Source organism: Ciceribacter sp. T2.26MG-112.2 (assembly GCF_900492205.1).
In the GTDB taxonomy this organism is placed as follows: domain Bacteria; phylum Pseudomonadota; class Alphaproteobacteria; order Rhizobiales; family Rhizobiaceae; genus Allorhizobium; species Allorhizobium naphthalenivorans_A.
Genome location: NZ_UEYQ01000038.1, coordinates 1 through 23,089, shown reverse-complemented (window position 1 = coordinate 23,089; position 23,089 = coordinate 1). Strand labels below are relative to the sequence as shown.

The following is a 23,089-nucleotide window of genomic DNA, read 5'->3' as shown; positions in this document are numbered from 1 at the left end:
CCGGTCACGAGCTCGCGCAGCGCCTTCAGCGACAGCGTGTCGGCATGCTCGACCATAGGCAGGCGGCGCTTCGTCATCACGGGAGTGAATCATGAATTACCGGAAACAGGAATCCCTGGTGCCACCGGATTTGCTCCAGGTACACGGCCTTCCCAATATTTCCTACCTGTCCCACGTCGCAATCGTCGATGACGAGCACGTCGCCCTGTCCAACCAGTTCTTCGCCAAGACGGCCGCCAATATCCGGCTCAATCCACAGGCCACGCTTCTCGTGGTCGACGGGCACAACGGCGCCCAGTTTCGCCTCGACCTGCGATTTGCCTATTCGATGGAAAGCGGGGCCCTTTTCGACAGCCTGGCCCTGCAGGTCGAGGCGAGCAGCGCGCAGGCAGGCATGGGCGACGTCATGCGGTTGCGGCATGTCGACGTCTTCCGCGTTCTCGACATCGTCGACACGCCCTCCCCGACCGGCACGCCGCTCGTGCGAAAGCCGGAGAGGAACCGCCTCGAGGTCACCCGTCGAATTGTCGACATGGTGGCCGCGCAGAGCGACGCAGACGGGATTGTCGACGCGACGCTCAACGGCATCCGCGACGGTCTGGGCTTCCACCATGGCCTGTTCCTGCACTGCTATCCTGACAAGGGCCAGGTGGTGGCGATCGGCAGCACCGGCTACGCGGCCTCCGGTATCGGCGCGGAAGTACCGCTGGGCGAAGGCCTGATCGGCGCAGCCGCCGCGAGCGGCAAGGTGGTCAAAGTCAGCGACATGAGCCGCATCCGCCGTTTCGGTTCGGCAATCCGCGCAACGACGCCGGACGAGAACCGTACCCGCTCGATCCCCTTGCCCGGCATGGCCGAGGCCATGAGCCAGATCGCCGTGCCCCTGCTGGTGCAAGACACGGTCGAAGGCGTGCTGTTCTTCGAGAGTGCCAGGAGGCTCGCCTTCGGCCGCGATGACGAAGCGGCGCTGGCCATCATCGCCCGCCAGGCGGCGGCGTCACTGGCGCTGAGCGAACGGCTGTCGGTCGAGGACGAGGCCCCGCCTCCCCGCCCCGCCGACCCACCAGCGGGCGAAACCCTCATCGACGTCGTGCATCACGGCTTCGACGACAGCGTCTTCGTCAACGGCGACTACGTCATCAAGGGCGTCGCAGGGCGTCTCCTCGTCTTCATGATCGAGCAATGCCTCGCGAACGAACGCCGGGAGTTCTCCAACCGCGAGATCCGGCTCGACGGCACCCTCAAGCTGCCGGACTTCAAGGACAATCTCGAGACCCGGCTGCTGCTGCTGCGACGAAGGCTCGAGGAGAAGGACCTGCCGGTCCGCCTCGTTCGCCTCGGGCGCGGCAAGATCGGGCTGGAGATCGACGGCAACCTGCGCCTCACGCGTCACTAGCAGGACGCCCCCGCGGTGGGCGTATCATACCCCGTTCAGCACCAGGATCAGCGGCTTTCGCGGCAGGCTGCGCACCGAGACATTGACCGTGGCGGTGTCGGCGATCTTCCAGTCGAAGCTCGGATCGAACATCGAAAGGAAGGTCTCGATCGGCGGGCCGCGCCGGTGCATCGGCAGGATGAGCGCGGAGCGCAGGCGTTTGATCGTATTGCTCATGCTCTGTGCACCCATGGTCAGCCCGCCGTCGACCGGCACCATGACGACGTCCAGACGTCCGATCTCGGCGAAATGCGCGTCGGTCAGTTCGTGATGCAGATGGCCGAGATGGCCGATGCACAGCCCCGCCACCTCGAAGATGAAGATCGAATTGCCATTCGCCTCGAACGCGCCGCCCCAGCTGCGGATATCGGTCGGCACGTTGCGGATGTAGGCGTCGCCGACGACGATGCGATGCTCGGCCTTCTCCCCCGGCCGTTCGTCGTTCCATCCATGCAATACGGTGGCAATGCCCGGATCCGGCATCAGAGTGTAGTGGCTGGAATGGGCCTTGTTCATCGTCACGACGTCGGGAAGCTGCGCGGTGCGGAGCCAGCCGTTGAAATCGGTGGCGATCGAGATCCCGCCCGGCGTTTCGATCTGGAAGGTGGAGTGCCCGATAAAGCGGATCGTCACCTCCTCGTCGAGCGCCGCCTGCAGCCGCGTCGCGGCATCCTCGGCAGGCCTGTAGTCGGCGAAGGTGACGGCCGGAAGCTTCTGCGCGATCAACTGGCACTGGCTGACCGGCGGTCGGGCATCCTCCGCGACGGCCGGCGCCGCAAGACCTGAAAGGACGCATAGGGCAAGGGACAGTCTGTGCAGCATCCGGCCGCTCCCGCACCTCGTTTGGAGGGGTAGAGGATGCGGCAGAGCTCGGCTGCGGTAAAGCCGGCAGCCTTGTGATTGGCCTCACAATGGCGTGACCGCCAGTCGATTGCGACTAGCGCCAGAAGTCTGGGACGGTTTCCGTCAGCCGCGGGCCGAGGCGAAGCGGCGCGATCTTTTCCGCGAGACCGGTGCGATCCGAGATCTCGACCCCGACGCCGCAGATCGTCGCCGGGCCATGGGCCGCCTCGAAACGACCCTTGGGCATCTTGGAAATGAACCGGTTGAGCGGCTCTTCCTTTTCCATGCCGAGCGAGGAATCATAGTCGCCGCACATACCGGCATCCGACATGTAGGCGGTGCCGCCGTTGAGGATCTGGTGGTCGGCGGTCGGCACATGGGTGTGGGTGCCGACGACGAAGCTCGCGCGGCCGTCGACGAAATGGCCGAAGCATTGCTTCTCGCTGGTCGCCTCGGCATGGAAGTCGAAGACGATCGCGTCAGCCTGTTCCTTCAGCGGACAGGCGGCGAGGATGGTCTCAGCCGACTTGAAGGGATCGTCGAGTTCCGGGTGCATGAACACCCGGCCCATGATGTTGGCGACGAGAATGCGGGCCCCGTTACGGGCGTAGAAGATGCCGGAGCCCTTGCCGGGCGTGCCGGCCGGATAGTTGGCGGGGCGCAGGAACTGGTCGTGGCGCTCGCAGAAGGAAACTGCCTCCTTCTGGTCCCAGACGTGGTTGCCGGTGGTCACCACGTCGGCGCCGGCATTGATGGTTTCCAGATAAATGTCCTCGGTGATGCCGAAGCCGCCGGCGGCATTCTCGCCGTTGACGATGACGAAATCGAGCTTCAGGTCGGAGATCAGGCCGGGCAGACGCTCCCACACCGCGGTACGCCCCGTCTTGCCAACCATGTCTCCGAGAAAAAGAAGCCGCATTCCACCTGTCCAATCGCCTTCAGAATGTTCTGAACCCGCTTTCGGTGAGGATGGCCTGCAGCCGGACGTCATGCGGTTCCGTCGGCACTTCTGACACTTCCTGGCAGTCGAATGCAATGCCGATCAGCCTGGGTTCCCTGCCTTTTTGCAGCAATCGGGTGATCGCCCGGTCATAATGGCCGGCACCGTAGCCGATGCGGTTACCCCGGGCGTCGAAGGCGGAGAGCGGCACGAGCAGGATCTCGGGGTCGAGGACGGCAGCATCCGGACCCGGCCCACGGGTTCCAAACCCCGTATCGACGAGCTCCGCGCCGGTCACCAGTTCGCGAAAGACGATGGTCATCTTGTCCTGGACGACCGGCAGGCACAGCCGCGCGCCGCGCGCCTTGAGCCGCGCCATCAGCGGACGGATATCGGCCTCGGAGCGGATCGGCAGAAAGCCGGAAATGATCGTTCCCGGCTCGAAATCGAACGCATCCCCGCCATGGTCGGCCATGAGGAGGCTGTATTCGGTGCGCGTGTCGGCCGGCAGGAGATCGCGCGCGGCAAGCCTTTCATTTCGGAATTTGGACTTCAGGTCTTTGATGTTCATGCGCGCTGTGTTCCCGAGATAGGCGCGACCATAGCCGAGATGCCGGGCGTTTCAAGGCCGGCGGGAGGGCCTGAGATTCCGCAGTGCAAAAAAACCAACCGGCAGGAGTATCGGGAAAGGCCGAATTAACGTTCACCTCATAGAATACGAAGCAAGCTCACCAAGGAATTCTGTGCATGAAAATCTTCTCCCGCTTCGGTCTGGTCGGCACTGTCACCGCCATGACGATCCTGATTCTGATGGCATCGCTGGGCGCGGTCGCCTGGGTGATCTCCGGCAACATTGCCGCCCGCATCGGCGAACAGGCCATCGCCAGCCAGAACACCAGCCTGAGGACCGCGGCGACGATCGTCGAGCGCGATCTGCCGGGCACCGTGGTGACCTGGGGCAAGGATGGCAATGTCGAGCGCATTGTCGCCACGGCCATCCCGAAGGAATTTGCCGCGCACGACATGATCGACAGCGTCGGCCGGATGACCGGCCAGACCGCGACGATCTTCGCCTGGGACGGCGAAAGCAAGGATTTCTGGCGCCGCACGACAAACATCATCAAGCCTGACGGCAAGCGTGCCGTTGGAACGGCCCTCGGCCAGGCAGGCGCAGTCTATCCGGTCGTCACCAAGGGCCAGACCTATCGCGGCGAAGCTGTCATCCTCGACGTGCCCTATTATACGATCTATCAGCCGATCTTCTCTCCGGCGGGCGACGTCATCGGCATTCTCTATGCCGGCGTGCGCGCCGCCGAGATCGACGGCATGGCCAATCAGATGGCCTGGGCAATCGGCATCACCGCCCTCGCCGTCCTGCTCGTCGCAACGGCCCTCGTCGTCTTCATCGCACGGCGCATCATGGGTCCGCTGCCGCAGTTGACGGCGGTCGCCGACGCCATGGCTTCGGGCCGCCTGGACGCCACTGTGCCGCACAAGGATATGGGCAATGAGATCGGCGCCCTTGCCCGCGCCCTCGACGTCTTCCGCGACAGCGCTCTGCAGAAGATCGAACTCGAACGCCAGGCGGCGGAAAACGCCGCGCTCGGCGAGCAGGAACGCAATGAGCGCGAGGCCGCCAGGGCGCGCGAAGCGCTCGGCGTCCAGCAGGCCGTCGACGCTCTTGCGGGCGGCCTCCATCGCCTCAGCGAAGGCGACCTCACCGTCCGGCTCGAGCAGACCTTCGAAGGTGGCCTCGACCGACTGCGCACCGACTTCAACCACTCCGTCGAGAAGCTCAACGGCACGCTTGCCCAGTTGCGCACCGAAACGCACGGCATCGAGGCAAGCTCCGGCGAAATGCGCTCCGCCAGCGAAGACCTGTCGAAGCGCACCGAACAGCAGGCAGCCTCGCTCGAGGAAACCTCGGCCGCCCTGGACGAGATCACGGCAACCGTCCGCAGCGCCTCCGCCAAGGCCGACGAGGCCGCCGTACTGACGAAGTCGACCCGCCAGAGCACCGAGACGTCAAGCCAGGTCGTCTCCCAGGCGGTCGAAGCCATGGGGCGCATCGAGGCAGCTTCCGCCGAAATCTCGAAGATCATCAACGTCATCGACGAAATCGCCTTCCAGACCAACCTCCTGGCGCTCAATGCCGGTGTCGAGGCGGCACGCGCCGGCGAGGCCGGCAAGGGTTTTGCCGTCGTCGCCCAGGAGGTGCGTGAACTCGCCCAGCGCTCGGCCAATGCGGCCAAGGACATCAAGGCGCTGATCACCAAGTCAGGCGACGAGGTTGCCGGCGGCGTGACGCTGGTGCGCAAGACCGGCACGGCGCTGGGAGAGATCGCCCAGCAGGTCGCGCAGATCAACGACTACATCGCGGCGATCGCCACGGCGGCGCGCGAACAGTCGGCCGGGCTGCAGGAGATCAACACCTCGATGAACCAGATGGACCAGTTCACCCAGAAGAACGCGGCAATGGTCGAGGAGACGACCGCGGTCACCCACCGTCTTGCCGACAGCGCGACGGCTCTTTCAGGCCTCGTGGGCCAGTTCCGCACCTCCGGCACGGGCGCTGCGCCTGTCGTTCAGCCGCCCGTTCAGTCGAGCAGGCCGGCCGCACGCACCGCCGCTCATGCGGCACCGGCCGCGCTCCGTCCGGCCGGGAATGGCGCACGCGCCGTCCCCTCGCCGGCCCGCAACATGATGGGCAGTCTGACCAAGGCCTTTTCCTCCGGCGGCGCGAATGCGGCAACGGCGGCATCGGACTGGGAAGAATTCTGATCGACCGGCCATGCCGGGCCAGCAGTGAAGCGAACGCCGACGCCTCCCCCGGGATGCGTCGGCGTCTTGCGTTCGGCACGCAGTTTCCCTTGGATTTTTTAACAGGTACGGTACCGCACATTTGCGCTAAACTGGCCGCCTGATCGGTGATAACGCCATGAGGTGCGCATGTTTCTGCTGTCGCATATGCTCAAGTCCTTCATCCGCAAAGGCCAGCTGACGGTTATCGATGCCGAGGGGAAACGGCACGTGTTCGGTGGCCGGGAACCTGGACCGCAGGTGACCATGCGGCTGACCGACCCCAAGCTCTATCGATCGCTGGTGTTCAAGGCGGAACTGGCCGCCGGCGAGGCCTATATGGACGGCACCATGCGTTTCGAGGAAGGCTCGACCCTGCGCGACTTCCTCAGGCTGTTCTCGGTCAACCGCCTGTCCCTCGGTTCCTATCCGGTCCAGAAGGTGCTGCGGGCCATCAAGATGCGCTTTCGCAAGAGCATGCAGTCGAACCGCAAGGGCGAGGCCCAGCGCCACGTCGCGCACCATTACGATCTCGGCAACGATTTCTACAAGCTCTTCCTCGACGACCACATGCTCTATTCCTGCGCCTATTTCCGCGAGGAGGGCGAAACGCTGGAACAGGCACAACGCAACAAGCTCAGGCTCCTGGCCGTCAAGCTGAACCTCAAGCCGGGCATGAAGGTTCTCGACATCGGTTGCGGCTGGGGCGACCTGGCGCTTTACCTCGCCCAGCTGGAAAATGTCGAAGTACTCGGGGTGACATTGTCGAAGGAACAGCATGCGCTGGCAACCCGCCGCGCCGAAGCTGCCGGCCTTGCCGATCGGGTTCGGTTCGAGCTCAAGGACTACCGCGATGTGAAGGAGAGCTTCGACCGCATCGTCTCGGTCGGCATGTTCGAGCATGTCGGCGTGCGGCACTACGACGAATTCTTCAAGAAACTGAATGCGCTGATGCCGGATGACGGCCTCGCCGTCATCCACTCGATCGGCCACATGAGCCCGCCGGGCATGACCAGCCCCTGGCTACGCAAGTACATTTTCCCCGGAGGCTATTCGCCGGCCCTGTCGGAGGTCGTCGCCGTCACCGAGCAGAACAGCCTGTGGGTGACCGACATCGAGGTGCTGCGCCTTCACTACGCGACGACGCTGGCGCACTGGGGCCAGCGCTTCGAGGCAAACCGCGACAAGGTCGTCGCCATGTATGACGAGCGTTTCGCCCGCATGTGGGAATTCTACCTGATCAGTTGCGAGATGGCGTTCCGCACCGGCAGCCAGATGGTCTTCCACCTGCAATTGTCGCGCAAGCGCGATGCGGCCCCGATCGTGCGCGACTACGTGACGGATGGCCAACGCGCCTATATCGCGCGGGAAAAGGAGTTGGGGATCGACGTCTGAGGCAAGAGACTAGTCGAGCCCGCCATAGGTCCTGACCAGTTCCGCCATCGCACCGGCCTCCTCGCTCGCCGCACCCGAAAGCCCCTCGGCAACACCCCGGCGATCCGGCTCGCCCCGGTTCTGGCTGACCTTCCACTTGCCGTCGATCGCGGTGATCTCGACCTCGATGCCGACAATGCCCTTCAACTGCGCGGTGATGAACTCGTCCGGTGCATCGCCGACGGCCCAGGGTATCATGCGCTTGGCCTCATGGCCGTCGGTCAGCCGGTCGACCTGCGCCCGGATCCACTGGCTGTCCTCGATCACCCGGACCCTGCCTCGCACCTGGACGATGGCGTAGTTCCATGTGGGCACAACCTTTCCTGTCTCGCGCTTGGTCTCGTACCAGGACGGAGTGATATAGTGATCGGCGCCCTGGAAGACGATCAGCGCCTCCGCGCCTTTTGCCAGCGCCCGCCATTGCGGATTGGCCCTGGCCATATGCGCCTGCAGCGTGCCCAGCCCATGGCTCTCCTTCGCCAGCCGGAACGGGATCGGATTGGCCATCAGCCCGTCTTCGCCGGACGAGATCAGCAGCCCGAGCGGGTGGTTGCGGATCAGGGCGTGCTGGACGTCGAGGCGCTCCTCGCGAAAATGTGGCGGCTGGTACATGAAAAGGGTCGGTCCTTGAATGCCTGTGGTTCGCCGGCATTTGACGCGGCAGGGTTTCCCCCGTCAATCCCCGGCCGGTCTGCGGCGGCGCTTGCAAGGGCGGGCTCAAGACGCCTGGTCATTGCCTTCAGCGTCGAACTGCGGCGAAACGGCTGCGTGCAGGCGCAATTGTCCGCAAGCCGTCAGATCTTTGCGAGAAAAGAAAAAGTGCGATCCACGGCAACCGATGGAGTTTTACGATCCTGGGTGCCTACAAACGTAGGTGGGCGCCATATGTCCAAGCCCACGGGCCTGGTCAGGGACAGCTCCCTTTGGATCGAGTATGGCCCCAGGGATTGTGGTTCCTGTCGTGAGGCGCAGACCGCAGATCAGATATAGGTCCAATTCGAGCCGGGCGCCAGTGGCCGCATCAATCATTCGCACATCGGCATTGGCACATTGGAGGAAATAGCGGCTGCTCAGTGCTCCGGTCGCGCGGCGGGTGCCGGCTTGGCGGTCAGCTTGCGGGTGATCCCGTTCAACCGCTCGGTCAGTTCGCCGAGCGCCGTCGTCAGCATTTCCTCGCGGCGCTGAGCACCCTCGAGCGCCCCATCGCGTCCCTCGCGAAAAGCGGAAAGCTCTTTCTCCATCGCCGCCACGCGACGATTGACCTCCGAAAGCTCGTCCATCACCATGATGCCGGACATCACCGTCAGCCTGAGATCGCCGATCTCGCCGAACTGGGCCTTCAGATGGCTGACATAGCGGTCGAACTGCGTGGCGAGATCGATCAGATGGCCTTCCTGGCCCTCCTCGCAGGCCATGCGGTAGGCTTTCCCGTCAATCGTAACCGTGACCTGTGCCATCAATCTTCCCAAGTGCAGCCGAGTGCTCGGCTTCGCAATGCCCTGATCCGAGCGCCCTGTTCCTAACGGTCAAGAACCGCCCGGATCGTTTCCATGGCCGTCACCAGCCGCCGCGAAACCTCGCGATTGACCTCTTCCAGCCGATTGGCGCGGAATTCCGACTGGTCGAGTTCCTGCGCCAGCCGCGAACGGTCGGCATGCACGCGCCGAACCTCGCCCTCGACCTCGCCGCTCTCGCGCTGTACCTCGATGCGCATGTCGATGGCGTTCTCGAGCCCGGCAATCGCCTGCCTGAGCGCGCCGAGCGCCGCTTCGACCGAATTCCCTGTCGGCATGTTTCCGTTCCGGCTTTGCAGAGGAGGTCGTTCGAATCGACCCGGAAGAACCGCTGCGTTGATGGCGGACAGTAAGCCCCTCGATTGCCACCCGTCAATAAATGCGGGGGTTCGGGAGGTTGCCTAAGCTGTGGACGACCGCTGCCGCCATGCCCATTTTCGGGCGCGCGCGTGCAGTGCACACAGAATAGACAAAAGCATGAATTATCCGGCGACATAAGGTCAGAACAGCCGGCATTTATTGACTCGCCCGATCCACCTGCTATGGATCAGCCGCTTTCAGACGGACCGTGCCGAGTGCCGCCGTCCCTTGAGACCCGGAACAAGCGGAACAGCCATGATCTCTCCCGAAAAACATAACCGGATGGCCAATGCGATCCGATTCCTCGCCATGGATGCGGTGGAAAAAGCCAATTCCGGCCATCCCGGCATGCCGATGGGCTGCGCCGACGTCGCCACCGTTCTCTTCACCCGGTTCTTGAGCTTTGACCCGAAGAACCCGCTCTGGCCCGACCGCGACCGCTTCGTCTTGTCCGCCGGCCACGGCTCCATGCTCATCTATGCCCTGCTCTACCTGACGGGCTACGAGGACATGTCGATCGAGGACATCAAGCAGTTCCGCCAGATGGGCGCCAAGACGGCCGGCCATCCGGAATATGGCCACGCCTCCGGCATAGAGACCACCACCGGCCCGCTCGGCCAGGGCATTGCCAATGCCGTCGGCATGGCGATCGCCGAGCGCAAGCTCGCAAACGAGTTCGGCTCGGAACTGATGAGCCACCATACCTATGCGCTGGTCGGCGACGGCTGCCTCATGGAAGGTATCAGCCAGGAGGCGATCTCGCTTGCCGGCCACCTGAAGCTCAACAAGCTGATCGTGCTTTGGGACGACAACGGCATCTCGATCGACGGCGCGGTTTCGCTCGCCGACTCGACCGACCAGCATGCCCGCTTCAAGGCCTCCGGCTGGAACACGCTGGCCGTCGACGGTCATGATCCGGAAGCGATCGCGGCTGCCATCGAGACCGCCAAGACCTCCGACAAGCCGACCCTGATCGCCTGCAAGACGGTCATCGGCTTCGGTTCGCCGAACAAGGCCGGCACCCACAAGGTGCACGGCTCGCCGCTCGGCGCCGACGAGATTGCCGCCACCCGCAAGGCGCTCGGCTGGGCCGAGGAAGCCTTCGTGGTTCCCGCCGACGTGCTCGACGCCTGGCGGCTTGCCGGCCTGCGCTCGACCAAGACGCGCATGGACTGGGAAGCCCGCCTCGCCGCCAGCCCGGCCGAGAAGAAGGCCGAATTCACCCGCCGCTTCGCCGGCGACCTGCCGGGCAATTTCGCCGCCGCCGTCGACTCCTACAAGAAGAAGCTCGCCGAAGGAAAGCCGACGGTCGCCACCCGCAAGGCCTCCGAGGATGCGCTGGAAGTCATCAACGGTGTTCTGACCGAGACGCTCGGCGGCTCGGCCGACCTGACCGGCTCCAACAACACCAAGACGAGCCAGACCAAGTCGATCACCCCGGACGATTTCTCCGGCCGTTACATCCACTACGGCATCCGCGAGCACGGCATGGCCGCCGCCATGAACGGGATCGCGCTGCATGGCGGCCTGATCCCCTATTCCGGCGGCTTCCTGATCTTCTCGGACTATTGCCGTCCGTCGATCCGCCTCGCCGCGCTGATGGGCATCCGCGTCATCCACGTGCTGACGCATGACTCGATCGGCCTTGGCGAAGACGGCCCGACCCACCAGCCGGTCGAGCACATGGCAGCCCTTCGTGCCATCCCGAACCTCCTGATGTTCCGTCCGGCCGACGCGACCGAGACGGTCGAGTGCTGGCAGATCGCTCTGGAAAACAAGCATCGTCCGTCGGGCCTTGCCTTGACCCGCCAGAACCTGGTGGCCGCGCGCACCGACTATGAAGAGAAAAACCTCTGCAGCTTCGGCGCCTATGAACTGGTCTCGGCCAGCGACGCCAAGGTGTCGATCTTCGCCTCCGGTTCGGAAGTCGAGATCGCGCTGAAGGCCCAGCAGATGCTGGCCCAGAAGGGCGTTTCCGCCCGAGTCGTTTCCGTTCCCTGCTTCGAACTGTTCTTCGAGCAGCCGGAAGCCTATCGCCAGGCGATGATCGGTTCCGCTACCGTCAATATCGCCGTCGAAGCCGGCATCCGTCAGGGCTGGGATAGCTTCATCGGCTCGAACGGCACCTTCATCGGCATGACGTCCTTCGGCGCATCCGCCCCTGCCAAGGAACTCTACAAGCATTTCGGCATCACCCCGGAAGCGGTCGTCGCCGCTGCCGAGGCAAAGCTCGCCTGATAGGTCAAATTGTCGCATGGGCGTTTCCGGACGCCCATTCTTCCCATAATCTGAAGTTCTGATTTGAAACGCGGGAGTGAACCAATGACTGTGAAAGTTGCCATTAACGGCTTCGGCCGCATCGGCCGCAACGTACTGCGCGCCATCGTCGAATCCGGTCGTACCGACATCGAAGTCGTCGCCATCAACGACCTGGGCCCGGTCGAGACCAATGCCCATCTGCTGCGCTACGACAGCATTCACGGCAAGTTCCCGGCCGACGTAAAGGTCGAAGGCGACACCATCATCGTGGCCGGCGGCAAGCCGATCAAGGTGACGGCGATCAAGGATCCGTCGACGCTGCCGCATGGCGAAATGGGCGTCGACATCGCCATGGAATGCACCGGCATCTTCACCTCGCGCGACAAGGCTGCCATGCACCTTCAGGCTGGCGCCAAGCGCGTCATCGTCTCGGCACCGGCCGACGGTGCCGACCTGACGGTCGTCTACGGCGTCAACCACGACAAGCTGACCAAGGACCACCTGGTCATCTCCAACGCATCGTGCACCACCAACTGCCTCGTGCCGGTGGTCAAGGTCCTCAATGACGCGATCGGCATCGATCACGGCTTCATGACCACGATCCACTCCTACACCGGCGACCAGCCGACCCTCGACACCATGCACAAGGACCTCTACCGCGCCCGTGCAGCCGCCCTGTCGATGATCCCGACCTCGACCGGCGCAGCCAAGGCCGTCGGCCTGGTCCTGCCGGAACTCAAGGGCAAGCTGGACGGCACCTCGATCCGCGTGCCGACCCCGAACGTCTCGGTCGTCGACTTCAAGTTCGTCGCCAAGCGGAACACCACGGTTCAGGAAGTCAACGACGCGATCAAGGCCGCCTCGAACGGCGCGCTGAAGGGCATCCTCGGCTACACCGAAGAGCCGCTGGTCTCGCGCGACTTCAACCATGACAGCCATTCGTCGATCTTCGCCATCGACCAGACCAAGGTTCTCGAAGGCAACTTCGTCCGCATCCTGACCTGGTACGACAACGAATGGGGCTTCTCCAACCGCATGTCCGACACCGCGGTCGCCATGGCCAAGCTCATCTGATCGCATAAGAATTAGCGCTCGCTTTAAAAAAGGCGGACCGGAAACTCCGGCCCGCCTTTTAAATTTTTAAGTTCCGCCCTACTCTGATCACGATTGAAGACGATTGGTTTTTCATCTCGTCTTCCGGCAGTCCTGCCAGATCATTCCACCCCCGTCACCGGCCTTGAGCGCGGGACGAAAAGCACCGCCGACACCGCGTCGAGCCGCGCCCGTGGTATGACCTGATCAGGCGTGCCGGACGACGGTGCGGTTGATGAGAGGGGCAAGGGGTGGACGAATTTTACGCTATTACGCTGGTCGCTACGGCGCTCGTTCTCCTGGCCGCATTCTCCAGCCTGATCGCCTTTCGCTTCGGCGCCCCCTTGCTTCTTCTGTTCCTGGTGATCGGCCTGGTAACCGGTGTCGATGGCCTTGGCATCGAATTCTCCGACAATGCCTTTGCCTATGCGCTCGGCTCGATCGCGCTGGCCGTCATCCTGTTCGATTCGGGCTACGGCACGTCCTTGCAGTCCTTCAAGCTCTCGGCATTCCCCGCCCTGACGCTCGCCACGGCCGGCGTGCTGATCACCGCCGGCATGTTCGGCCTGATGGCCCATCTCCTGCTCGATTTTTCCGTGATCGAGGGACTGTTGCTCGGCTCCATCGTCGCCTCGACCGATGCGGCGGCGGTATTCTTCCTCCTGCGCATCGGCGGGATCAATATCCGCGACCGGGTTCGTTCCACGCTCGAAGTTGAATCCGGCACCAACGATCCCATGGCGATCTTCCTGACCATGGCGCTCGTCCAGTTGCTGGCGAACGGCGATGGCGCCTCGGGCTTCGACATGGAGCTTCTGCGCCTGTTCGTCGAGCAGATGGGCCTCGGCCTTGGTCTCGGCCTGATCGGTGGGGCGCTGATCGTCTTCATCCTGAAGCGCATCTCGGTGGAGCGCGGCCTCGCCCCGATCTTCATGCTGGCCATGGCCATGCTGATCTTCGCCTATACCGGTGCGGTCGGCGGCAGCGGCTTCCTCGCGGTCTACGTCGCCGGCATCTATGCGGGCAGCCAGAAGATCCCGGCCAGCGGCGCCATCAGGCGCTTCCAGGACGGCATGACGTGGCTGGCCCAGATCGTCATGTTCCTTGTTCTCGGCCTGCTGGCGACGCCGTCGCAGTTTCCCTCGATCCTGCTGCCGGCCATCCTGCTCGGGCTCTTCCTGGTCTTTGTCGCCCGGCCGCTCGCCGTCTGGATCTGTCTCCTGCCCTTCGACTTCACCCAGCGCGAAACCGGCTTCATCGCCTGGGTCGGCCTGCGCGGTGCCGTGTCGATCCTTCTCGCCATCCTGCCGATCCTCGGCAAGCTCGAGGACGGCCAGCTCTACTTCAACATGGCCTTCCTCGTGGTGATGATCTCGCTCGTCCTCCAGGGCTGGACCATCAAGCCGGTGGCGCGCAAGCTCGGCCTCATCATCCCCCCGCGCATCGGCGCGATCGACAAGCTGGAACTCGACCTGCCGGGGACCGCCCATCACGAACTTCTCGCCTACCGCGTCGTCGCCGACAGCCCGGTCCTGCGCGGCGAGCGCATTCCGCGCTGGGCCATGCCGTCGCTCGTCATCCGCGACGGCAAGTCGATGCGCTACCAATATGCCGGACGCCTGCGCGAGAGCGATCAGGTCTACCTGTTCATCGCCCCGGGCTATTCCAAGCTGCTCGACCGCCTGTTCGCCAGCAAGGCGCCGGTGGAAGAAGACGACAGCGAGTTCTTCGGCACCTTCGCCATCGCCCCCTCGACCCGGGTCGACGACCTCGACCAGGCCTATGGGCCTCTCACGATCAATGAAGCCGACCGCGCCAAGACGGTGGCCGAGCTGATCTCGCAACGCCTCGGCGGACAAGCCGATTACGCCGACCGCGTGCGCCTCGGGACAATCGTGCTGATCGTCCGCGATCTCGACGAGACGGGACATATTGCCTCGGTCGGCGTATCGCTCGAGCCGGTCGCGCCGGCCACCAACCTGCCGATCTTCCTCAACATTCGCGAGCTGGCCCATGCGCTCCGCGACTATCTGCGCAGGAAACGCGCCAGGGCCGACGAAGGCAAAAAATGATCCGGTCGCCTTGCGCAGCCGTTCAGGCGGTGTAAGGTCCGACCCCGTCAGCCCCATTCCAGCAACACCTTAACGACGGGTATCCTCATGCCGGCTTTCAAGACACTCGACGATCTCACCGACACCGCGGGCAAGCGCGTGCTTGTGCGCGTCGACCTCAATGTCCCGGTCTCCGATGGCAAGGTCAGCGACACGACCCGCATCGAACGCGTTGCGCCGACCATCAAGGAGCTGTCCGACAAGGGCGCCAAGGTCATCCTTCTCGCCCATTTCGGCCGTCCCAAGGGCGAGCCGGTCGCCGACCAGTCGCTGTCGCTGATTGCGCCGTCCGTCGAGGAAGTGCTGGACCACAAGGTTGCCTTTGCTTCCGATTGCATCGGAGCGCCCGCCGCCGAAGCCATCGCCAGGATGGAAAACGGTGACATCCTGCTTCTGGAAAACACCCGTTTCCACAAGGGCGAGGAAAAGAACGAAGCAGGCTTCGTCGCGGAGCTCGCGAAGAACGGCGACATCTTCGTCAACGACGCCTTCTCGGCCGCCCACCGGGCGCACGCCTCGACCGAGGGCCTCGCCCACCACATGCCGGCCTATGCCGGCCGTACCATGCAGGCCGAACTCGAAGCGCTGGAAAAGGGCCTCGGCAAGCCGGTTCGCCCCGTTGTCGCCATCGTCGGCGGCGCCAAGGTCTCGACCAAGATCGACCTTCTGTCCAACCTGGTGAAGAAGGTCGACGCCCTGGTGATCGGCGGCGGCATGGCCAACACATTCCTCGCCGCAAAGGGCATCAATGTCGGCAAGTCGCTGTGCGAGCATGATCTTGCCGAGACCGCCAAGCAGATCATGGCCAATGCCGAAACCGCCGGCTGCGCCATCGTGCTTCCGGTCGACGGCGTCATCGCCCGCGAATTCAAGGCCGGCGCCGACAACGAGACCGTGGCGATCGACGCCATTCCGGCCGATGCCATGGTTCTCGACGTGGGCCCGAAGTCGATCGAGGAGATCAACGGCTGGATCTCCAAGGCTGAAACACTGGTGTGGAACGGTCCGCTCGGCGCCTTCGAAATCGCCCCCTTCGACACCGCCACCGTGGCTGCCGCCCGGCACGCCGCGGAGCGCACCCGCGCCGGCAAACTGGTCTCGGTTGCCGGCGGCGGCGACACCGTCTCCGCATTGAACCATGCCGGCGTGGCCGACGACTTCTCCTACGTCTCGACCGCCGGTGGCGCCTTCCTCGAATGGATGGAAGGCAAGGAACTGCCCGGCGTGGCCGTCCTGATCGCCGAAAAGTGATTTCTTTTGCGATGGCGGGCTACGCGGTCCGCCATCGTCACGCACCGGCGGATATTTCCAAGACTTTCAAACGATTAAATCAATTTCAATCGTTTCAACATTTTAAGCCGCCATTTTCCTGTCGCTAAACATCTGTTATCCGCCTCATCTATATCCGAGGATTGATCAATTCGGCATTGCCGACTGGTCGCAAAGTCAACGAACATAGCTGAGCGCGAACCGCGCCGATTTTTTGGGATAGGAGTGAGATATGGTGGACGCGAAGATGTTGAACAAGATCAGCTCGGCGCCTGGTTTCATTGCGGCGCTGGATCAGAGCGGCGGTTCGACACCCAAAGCGTTGAGCCTCTACGGCGTATCCGAGTCCGACTACCAGGGTGACGAGGAGATGTTCCGCCTGATGCACGCCATGCGCGTTCGCATCATGAGCGCGCCCGCCTTCACCGGCGACAAGGTTATCGGCGCCATCCTGTTCGAGCGGACCATGGACGGCGACGTCGACGGTCAGGCCGTTCCGTCCTATCTCTGGGAAAAGCGTGGCGTCGTGCCCTTCCTCAAGATCGACAAGGGCCTCGACGCCGAAGAGAACGGCGCTCAGATGATGAAGCCGATGCCCGACCTGGACGCCCTCCTGATCCGCGGTCGGAACAAGGGAATTTTCGGAACGAAGATGCGCTCGGTGATCGCGCATGCCGACAAGGCCGGCATCTCCGCCGTCGTTAAGCAGCAGTTCGAGGTCGCGCGCCAGATCATCGGCCAGGGCCTCATGCCGATCATCGAGCCTGAAGTCTCGATCAAGAGCCCGACGAAGGTCGAGGCTGAAGCCATTCTGCGCGACGAGATCGCCCAGCAGCTCGACAAGCTTCCGGCAGGCGAAACCGTGATGCTGAAATTGACGATCCCGACGAACGCCGATTTCTACGCGCCTCTGGTCGCCCACAGATCGGTCGTCCGCGTCGTCGCCCTTTCCGGCGGCTACAGCCGTGCCGATGCCTGCGAAAAGCTGAGCCACAATCATGGCATGATCGCCAGCTTCTCACGCGCGCTGACGGAAAACCTGCGCGTCACGATGAGCGATGCCGATTTCAACGCGAGCCTGGCCGAAACGATCGACGAGATCTACGCCGCAAGCGTCAACAAGGCCTGATCAGGTCCGCAAGGCATCAAAAGGCGGCCTGACCGGCGCCTTTCGATGCCGGTTTCTTGAGCCCCGTCGGCGACGCTGGCGGGGCTTCTTCGTGGCAGCCCAGCCAGCAGCGTCCCTTGCCTTCAACGATCGGCAGACTATATTGGTGACTGCTGAGGACGACCTCTCCCCACAATGGGCATTTGACCGGGACGACCCGACCTATCCCAGTGGGAGACCAGACATGCGTACGACCCGCGACCGTATCCGGCACGCCATCAGCTTCGAACTCCTCGCCCTCGGCATCGTCGTGCCTCTTGGCGCCTTTGTCTTTTCCTTGCCGCTCTCCGATATCGGCGTGGTCAGCGTCGGCAGCGCGACGATCGCCATGCTGTGGAACTACGTCTACAATATCGGCTTCGACCGCGCGATGCAGCGTCTTGCCGGCAGCACGCTCAAGACGGTTCCCATCCGCGTGCTGCACGCCGTGCTGTTCGAGGCCGGCCTGCTGCTCGTGCTCGCCCCCTTCATCGCCTGGTATCTCGGCGTCGGCCTGTGGCACGCGGTGGTGATGGATGTCTCGTTCGCGCTCTTCTACATGGTCTACGCTTTCGCCTTCAACTGGGGCTATGACCGCCTGTTCCCGATCCCGGAATGGCAGGCGCCGCAGGGACGCGTCGCGAACTGACGATCAGATGAACCAAGCCGTCCGACGGCCAGCCGCGCCTCCCGGCGTCACGGACGGATGAGCAGGGTGATCGACCAGATGACAAAGGCAATCACGGCGATCTTCCAGAAATCGCTGCGTTTCCTCAGGCCCGGCAATCCGAGCGGCCGGATCACCTGCACCAACATGGCGAGGATGAGGAGAAGGCCGATCACTTTGGTCATGGATAAATCCCGGCACGCCTGTTTCGGCCCTTGTCACAACGGCGACACTTTTGCCCGCCAGAAGGTTTTCCCGCAAGGGCCGTTGTCTATTCAGGGATCGGTAGGAACCTTGCCCTAATCTGTGACGTTTCAGGAACCTGTTTCCACAGCCTCCCCAACTCCTTTCGATTGCCAGGCCATGCGAAGAAATCTCCTGCCAGTCATGGCGCTCCTTCTCGGCACGCTGTTCCTGTTCCTCGGGAACGGCCTGCACGGTCTGCTCTTGCCGGTGCGCGGCTCGGCGGAGGGCTATTCCAACGAGATCCTCGGCCTGCTCGGAACATCCTGGGCGACGGGTTTCGTCGCCGGCTGCCTGATTGCGCCAAAACTCGTCATGCGGGTCGGCCATGTCCGGGCCTTCTCCAGCTTCATCTCGCTGATTGCCATCATCGCGCTTTTGAGCGGCATCCTGGTCGATCAGTACTGGTGGGTGGCCTTACGCGCCGTTACCGGCTTCTGCATCGCCGGGACCTCGATGATCATCGAAAGCTGGCTGAACGAACGCGCCACCAACGAGAGCCGCGGCACGATCTTCTCCTTTTATATCTCCGTCACGTTGATCGGCGTGGTCGGCGGCCAGATGCTGGTCGGTATCGTCGACCCTTCGACCACCATCCTGTTCATGATCTGCGGCATTCTCTACTGTCTCGCCATGCTGCCGACCACGGTATCGACCGCAGCGACGCCCCAGCCCCTGACCTCCGTCAGCCTCAACCTGCCGCGCCTCTACCGCAATTCTCCCGTCTCCTTCGTCGGCATCCTCATGGTCGGCATCGCCAACGGCGCCTATGGCACGCTCGGCGCCGTGTTCGGCGCCCGTGCCGGCCTTTCGCCCAACATGATCGCCATCATGCTGTCGATCACCATCTTCGTCGGCGCGCTCGCGCAGTTTCCGGCGGGCAAGGCGTCCGATCGCATCGATCGGCGCTACGTGCTGGCAGCACTTTCGGCCATCGCCGCGCTGGCCGCCCTCCTGCTGATTATCCTGCGGCCGCAGGACGCCATGATGATGATTGTCCTCGTCGCGATCTATGGCGCCGCCGCCAATGCCCTCTACCCGATCGCGGTTGCCCATGCGAACGACTTCGCAAGTTCCGACGAATTCGTCCAGGTATCCGGCGGCCTCCTTCTGCTTTACGGAATCGGCACCATCATCGGCCCGACAATCGGCGGTCCGGTGATGACGGAGCTCGGACCCCACGCCCTCTTCGCCGTCACCGCCGTCGCCCACGTCTTGTTGACGGCCTACGCGCTCTACCGGAGCCGCCTGCGTGCCGCCATACCGGCTGCCGAACGCGAGAACGTGCCGAACATGCCGGTATCCGCCTCGCCGATGAGCACCCCGGAAAGCCTCAGTCTCGACCCGCGCGCCGCACCCCTGCCGCCCCATACCGAGACGCCCGATCCGGACGAATCGCATGCAACGGGAGAACGGAAATCATGATCTTCGACGAGGAAAGGCCGAAAAAGCCGGTCGGCCATGACATCGGCTGCGATCTTTCCGCCCTGTCTGCGGAAGAACTACTGGCGCGGATCGATCTCCTCCGCGGGGAAATCGAGCGGCTGGAGGCCGAGCGTGGGCGCAAGGAAGCGGGAAAACGAGCCGCCGACAGTTTCTTCAAACCCAGAGTATAGCCAAGGTATCCTCGCGAAAAACCGGTCGATTGCGAGAACAGATCGCATTTTCGGCTTCGCATTTACCGACCGTTAAGCCTTCTATGCGATTGTCAATCATCCGGTTCTGCCGGGTTCAGGCAGTTTCTCCTCGTGATGAAGGTCTGAGTTTTTCTCCCTGTTTTACCTTGAGAGCCGCTTCTGCGGCTCTTTTTTTGTGCCGTTTTAATTCCTATATTCAAAATTGTGGGAATTAACCCTTCTTTAATAAACGGCTTGCGCATTTGGGGTATTGGTAGCATCGTACGGCCATGAAAAGCGGCAGGAACAAGACAGCATCCACGCCGTTACCCAGTTAAAGTGATGCGTAATTCAAGGGTGAACCGATGTCTGAACTCGGACTGAACACTGTCAGCTTTGCCGGCCGCGCCGCTGCGTCGACGCAGTTCAAGGCGACGTATGCCGAGGGGATGGGCCTTGTCGAGGAAACCGCCGCCTATCTCGATGGTCCCGGCCGCTCCGCCGCCAAAGTTTTGCCGCGCATGGCCTCGGTGCTCTATGCGGCCGAATCGATGCGTCTGACGACCCGGCTGATGCAGATGGCGTCCTGGCTGCTGCTGCAGCGCGCCGTCAACAATGGCGAGATGAGCCGTGACCAGGTTCTCTCAGAAAAGAGCAAGGTTCGTCTCGACGGCTTCAACGTCGACCGCCAGGCTCCGGGCTGGAACGACCTGCCGGAGGCTTTCCGCGACTTGGTGGAGCGCTCGCTGCGCCTGCAGAACCGCATCGCCCTGCTCGACCGCGAAATCTATCGCCCGGCCGACACGCCGGTCGTCCCGGACAACGAGAACAGCGTCCAGGCCCAGCTCGACCTGCTGCGAACGGCCTTCAATCTCAACTGACGTCCCTATTCGTACCGGCACTTACTCGCCCGGCATGCCAACGCATTGCCGGGCATTTCTTTGTTCGCCGGCGACGCGTTGCAAGCAGAAATCAGGCAACAAAAAAGCCCGGCGAGCCGGGCTTTGATGAAAACGTCGATCGAGAGGATCGATCAGAGGCCGAGGCCGCCGAAACGCTTGTTGAACTTCGAAACGCGGCCGCCGCGATCCAGCATCTGCTGGTTGCCGCCGGTCCAGGCCGGATGCGAGCGCGGGTCGATTTCGAGGTTCATGACAGCGCCTTCCGAACCCCAGGTGGAACGGGTCTCGTACTCGGTGCCGTCGGTCATGACGACCTTGATGACGTGGTAGTCGGGATGGATATCAGCCTTCATTGCGATTTTCCTGCTGTGCCGGAGGGTCCAAATGTCGCGATTGCGTCATGGAGACCTATTCAATAAACCAAGCCGATGTCCGAACAGGCCACGGCTTCCCAATTCGATGCGGTGCCTATACATGAAGGGCGCAAGGATAACAAGTGCCCTGACACGAAAGCCCGCAAGCGGGGGGAGATGAGAAAATTGTCCGCAGCCACCGAAGCAGAACAGTCGAAGCGTCGCTCACTCAAACCTCTGTCGCGCCTCCTGCCCTACGTCATGCGCTATCGCAAGCTGGTCGCCGGCGCCGTCTTCTTCCTCGGTCTGGCGGCCGCCACCACCCTTGCCCTGCCTCTGGCCGTCCGGCGTATGATCGACCACGGCTTCAGCGCCGCGGACAGCGGCTTCATCAACAATTATTTCGGCATGATGGCCATTCTGGCCATCATCCTCGCGCTTGCCAGCGCCATGCGCTACTATTTCGTCATCACCATCGGCGAACGCGTCGTCTCGGATCTTCGCCGCGACGTCTTTGCCCATGTGACGAAGCTGTCGCCTGCCTTCTTCGACGTCAACCAGTCCGGCGAGATCGTCTCGCGGCTGACCGCCGACACGACGCAGATCAAGTCCGCCGTCGGCGCGACCGCCTCGCTGGCGCTGCGCAACTCCATCCTCTGTCTCGGCGCCATGGCGATGATGATCGCCACCAGTCCGCGGCTCTCCATCCTTGTGCTCGCCGCCATCCCGATCATCGTCTTCCCGCTCGTCGCCTTCGGCCGCTCCGTGCGCCGCCGCTCGCGCGCCGCGCAGGATACGCTGGCCGAGGCCTCCGCCTTTGCCGGCGAAACGATCGGCGCGGCCCGCACCGTCCAGGCCTTCAACGCGGAGGGCATCGCCACCGAGCGCTACGGCGCCGCCGTCGAGCAAGCCTATGAAGCGGCACGCGCCGCGATCAAGTCGCGCGCGCTTCTGACCGGCGTGGCGATCACCCTGGTCTTCGGCAGCATTGTCGCCGTGTTGTGGTTCGGTGCCCAGAGCGTGCTTGCCGGCACCCTTTCGGCCGGCACGCTCGGCCAGTTCCTGCTCTATTCGCTGATCGCGGCAGGATCGATGGGAACGCTTTCCGAGGTTTGGGGCGAACTTTCCCAGGCATCCGGCGCGGCGGAGCGGCTGGGCGAACTGCTGCAGGAAGTCTCTCAGGTCGCCGCCCCCGCAAATCCGGTGCCACTGCCCGTCCCGCCACTCGGCCGCGTCAGCTTCGCCGACGTGCATTTCGCCTATCCCTCGAGCATTTCCAGGTCCGCCCTCAAGGGCCTGAGTTTCCGGGTCGAGCCAGGCGAAACGGTGGCGATCGTCGGTCCGTCCGGCGCCGGCAAGAGCACCGTCTTCTCCCTGATCCTGCGCTTCTACGATCCGGTCAGCGGAACCGTGCGGATCGACGACGTCGATATTCGCGATGCCGATCCCGAGAAGGTTCGCGCCCGCATCGCCATCGTGCCGCAGGACGTCACGATCTTCGCCGCATCGATCCACGACAACATCGCCTTCGGCTCGACGGGAGCGACGCGCGCCATGGTCGAGGCGGCGGCGGAGGCAGCCCAGGCGACCGAGTTCATCCAGCGCCTCGAAAACGGCTTCGACACGCAGGTCGGCGAACGCGGCATCACCCTGTCCGGCGGCCAGCGCCAGCGCATCGCGATTGCCCGCGCGCTCCTGCGCAACGCTCCGCTTCTGCTGCTCGACGAGGCGACCTCCGCGCTCGACGCAGAGAGCGAAACCCTGGTGCAGAAGGCGCTCGACGGCCTGATGAAGGACCGTACCACGATTGTGATCGCCCACCGCCTGGCGACCGTGCTGAAAGCCGACCGTATCCTCGTGCTCGACGACGGTCATATCGCCGAGGAAGGCACGCATCACAGCCTGATCCGCGAGGGCGGCCTCTATGCCAAGCTGGCCCGCCTGCAATTCGAGACCGGCGGCAGCGATTTCACCGCACCCGCCAGCGAATAGGCGATCCGGGAACCCGTCGGCGGCCTTCAGGCGCCGACGGAACGCCCGGCAATCCGGCCGGAGAACAGGCAGCCCCCGAGGAACGTGCCCTCCAGCGCGTTATAGCCATGCAC

At 63.5% G+C, this 23,089-nt stretch carries 21 protein-coding genes and 1 other RNA gene; 13 read left to right on the top strand and 9 right to left on the bottom strand.

The genetic code is table 11. The features are described 5' to 3' along the window. The first annotated feature begins 91 nt into the window (after positions 1 to 91). Positions 92 to 1,396, top strand: a complete 1,305-nt coding sequence (locus DYZ14_RS23030) for a GAF domain-containing protein (RefSeq protein WP_154722794.1) — start codon at positions 92 to 94, stop codon at positions 1,394 to 1,396. 24 nt (positions 1,397 to 1,420) lie between these two features. Here the strand turns inward: DYZ14_RS23030 and DYZ14_RS23025 are convergent, their stop codons facing one another. The 3 genes from DYZ14_RS23025 to DYZ14_RS23015 form a co-directional block, all read right to left on the bottom strand. After that, positions 1,421 to 2,257 carry an MBL fold metallo-hydrolase gene (locus DYZ14_RS23025; RefSeq protein ID WP_154722793.1) on the bottom strand — a complete coding sequence of 279 codons (837 nt, stop codon included), beginning with the start codon at positions 2,255 to 2,257 and terminating at the stop codon, positions 1,421 to 1,423. A gap of 115 nt (positions 2,258 to 2,372) precedes the next feature. Then, complete coding sequence (locus DYZ14_RS23020; protein ID WP_154722792.1) at positions 2,373 to 3,197, bottom strand: TIGR00282 family metallophosphoesterase; 825 nt, start codon at positions 3,195 to 3,197, stop codon at positions 2,373 to 2,375. Between the two features lie 19 nt (positions 3,198 to 3,216). Next, the gene (locus tag DYZ14_RS23015; RefSeq protein WP_154722791.1) at positions 3,217 to 3,789 is read right to left on the bottom strand and encodes a 5-formyltetrahydrofolate cyclo-ligase; all 573 of its coding nucleotides are present in this window, start codon (positions 3,787 to 3,789) and stop codon (positions 3,217 to 3,219) included. Positions 3,790 to 3,965: 176 nt separating this feature from the next. Between DYZ14_RS23015 and DYZ14_RS23010 the strand changes: the two genes are divergently transcribed. Together DYZ14_RS23010 and DYZ14_RS23005 are read left to right on the top strand one after the other, a co-directional pair. Next, entirely contained in the window at positions 3,966 to 5,999 is a 2,034-nt protein-coding gene (locus DYZ14_RS23010) for a methyl-accepting chemotaxis protein (protein ID WP_154722790.1), read from the top strand. Positions 6,000 to 6,167: 168 nt separating this feature from the next. Continuing rightward, complete coding sequence (locus tag DYZ14_RS23005; protein ID WP_154722789.1) at positions 6,168 to 7,412, top strand: SAM-dependent methyltransferase; 1,245 nt, start codon at positions 6,168 to 6,170, stop codon at positions 7,410 to 7,412. A 9-nt stretch (positions 7,413 to 7,421) separates the two neighbouring features. On the opposite strand, the gene DYZ14_RS23000 is transcribed toward DYZ14_RS23005, so the two are convergent. The 4 genes from DYZ14_RS23000 to DYZ14_RS22985 form a co-directional block, all read right to left on the bottom strand. Next, positions 7,422 to 8,063, bottom strand: a complete 642-nt coding sequence (locus tag DYZ14_RS23000) for an FMN-binding negative transcriptional regulator (protein ID WP_154722788.1) — start codon at positions 8,061 to 8,063, stop codon at positions 7,422 to 7,424. 207 nt (positions 8,064 to 8,270) lie between these two features. Beyond that, positions 8,271 to 8,429: non-coding RNA, 6S RNA (ssrS, locus tag DYZ14_RS22995), on the bottom strand. A 92-nt stretch (positions 8,430 to 8,521) separates the two neighbouring features. After that, positions 8,522 to 8,908: a cell division protein ZapA gene (locus DYZ14_RS22990; RefSeq protein WP_115669686.1), complete on the bottom strand. Its 387-nt coding sequence runs from the start codon at positions 8,906 to 8,908 to the stop codon at positions 8,522 to 8,524. A gap of 62 nt (positions 8,909 to 8,970) precedes the next feature. After that, the gene (locus DYZ14_RS22985) at positions 8,971 to 9,243 is read right to left on the bottom strand and encodes a DUF4164 domain-containing protein (protein WP_115669687.1); all 273 of its coding nucleotides are present in this window, start codon (positions 9,241 to 9,243) and stop codon (positions 8,971 to 8,973) included. 337 nt (positions 9,244 to 9,580) lie between these two features. Between DYZ14_RS22985 and tkt the strand changes: the two genes are divergently transcribed. From tkt to DYZ14_RS22955, 6 genes are all read left to right on the top strand, one after another. Further along, positions 9,581 to 11,563, top strand: a complete 1,983-nt coding sequence (tkt, locus tag DYZ14_RS22980) for a transketolase (protein WP_154722787.1) — start codon at positions 9,581 to 9,583, stop codon at positions 11,561 to 11,563. Between the two features lie 84 nt (positions 11,564 to 11,647). Then, positions 11,648 to 12,658, top strand: coding sequence for a type I glyceraldehyde-3-phosphate dehydrogenase (gap, locus tag DYZ14_RS22975; RefSeq protein WP_115669689.1), 1,011 nt, complete (start codon positions 11,648 to 11,650; stop codon positions 12,656 to 12,658). Between the two features lie 269 nt (positions 12,659 to 12,927). Continuing rightward, the gene (locus DYZ14_RS22970) at positions 12,928 to 14,748 is read left to right on the top strand and encodes a potassium/proton antiporter (protein ID WP_154722786.1); all 1,821 of its coding nucleotides are present in this window, start codon (positions 12,928 to 12,930) and stop codon (positions 14,746 to 14,748) included. An 87-nt stretch (positions 14,749 to 14,835) separates the two neighbouring features. Then, positions 14,836 to 16,038, top strand: a complete 1,203-nt coding sequence (locus DYZ14_RS22965) for a phosphoglycerate kinase (protein WP_154722785.1) — start codon at positions 14,836 to 14,838, stop codon at positions 16,036 to 16,038. A 250-nt stretch (positions 16,039 to 16,288) separates the two neighbouring features. After that, positions 16,289 to 17,185, top strand: coding sequence for a fructose bisphosphate aldolase (locus DYZ14_RS22960; protein WP_154722784.1), 897 nt, complete (start codon positions 16,289 to 16,291; stop codon positions 17,183 to 17,185). A gap of 223 nt (positions 17,186 to 17,408) precedes the next feature. Next, positions 17,409 to 17,852, top strand: a complete 444-nt coding sequence (locus DYZ14_RS22955; RefSeq protein ID WP_154722783.1) for a PACE efflux transporter — start codon at positions 17,409 to 17,411, stop codon at positions 17,850 to 17,852. A gap of 47 nt (positions 17,853 to 17,899) precedes the next feature. Here DYZ14_RS22955 and DYZ14_RS24225 read toward each other — a convergent pair whose 3' ends face one another. Then, complete coding sequence (locus tag DYZ14_RS24225) at positions 17,900 to 18,055, bottom strand: hypothetical protein (protein ID WP_195950092.1); 156 nt, start codon at positions 18,053 to 18,055, stop codon at positions 17,900 to 17,902. A gap of 178 nt (positions 18,056 to 18,233) precedes the next feature. Between DYZ14_RS24225 and DYZ14_RS22950 the strand changes: the two genes are divergently transcribed. From DYZ14_RS22950 to rcdA, 3 genes are all read left to right on the top strand, one after another. Beyond that, complete coding sequence (locus DYZ14_RS22950; protein WP_154722782.1) at positions 18,234 to 19,538, top strand: MFS transporter; 1,305 nt, start codon at positions 18,234 to 18,236, stop codon at positions 19,536 to 19,538. Then, positions 19,535 to 19,729, top strand: a complete 195-nt coding sequence (locus DYZ14_RS22945) for a DUF1192 domain-containing protein (RefSeq protein WP_445292615.1) — start codon at positions 19,535 to 19,537, stop codon at positions 19,727 to 19,729. Before DYZ14_RS22950 ends, DYZ14_RS22945 begins: the two co-directional genes overlap by 4 nt. A 365-nt stretch (positions 19,730 to 20,094) precedes the next feature. Continuing rightward, a complete protein-coding gene (gene rcdA, locus DYZ14_RS22940; protein WP_154722781.1) occupies positions 20,095 to 20,610 on the top strand; it encodes a protease adaptor protein RcdA in 516 nt (171 codons plus the stop codon). Positions 20,611 to 20,762: 152 nt separating this feature from the next. On the opposite strand, the gene rpmE is transcribed toward rcdA, so the two are convergent. Further along, positions 20,763 to 20,984: a 50S ribosomal protein L31 gene (gene rpmE, locus DYZ14_RS22935; RefSeq protein WP_115669696.1), complete on the bottom strand. Its 222-nt coding sequence runs from the start codon at positions 20,982 to 20,984 to the stop codon at positions 20,763 to 20,765. 177 nt (positions 20,985 to 21,161) lie between these two features. On the opposite strand from rpmE, the gene DYZ14_RS22930 reads away from it, so the two are divergent. Next, entirely contained in the window at positions 21,162 to 22,976 is a 1,815-nt protein-coding gene (locus tag DYZ14_RS22930; protein ID WP_154722780.1) for an ABC transporter transmembrane domain-containing protein, read from the top strand. Positions 22,977 to 23,089 lie beyond the last annotated feature (113 nt).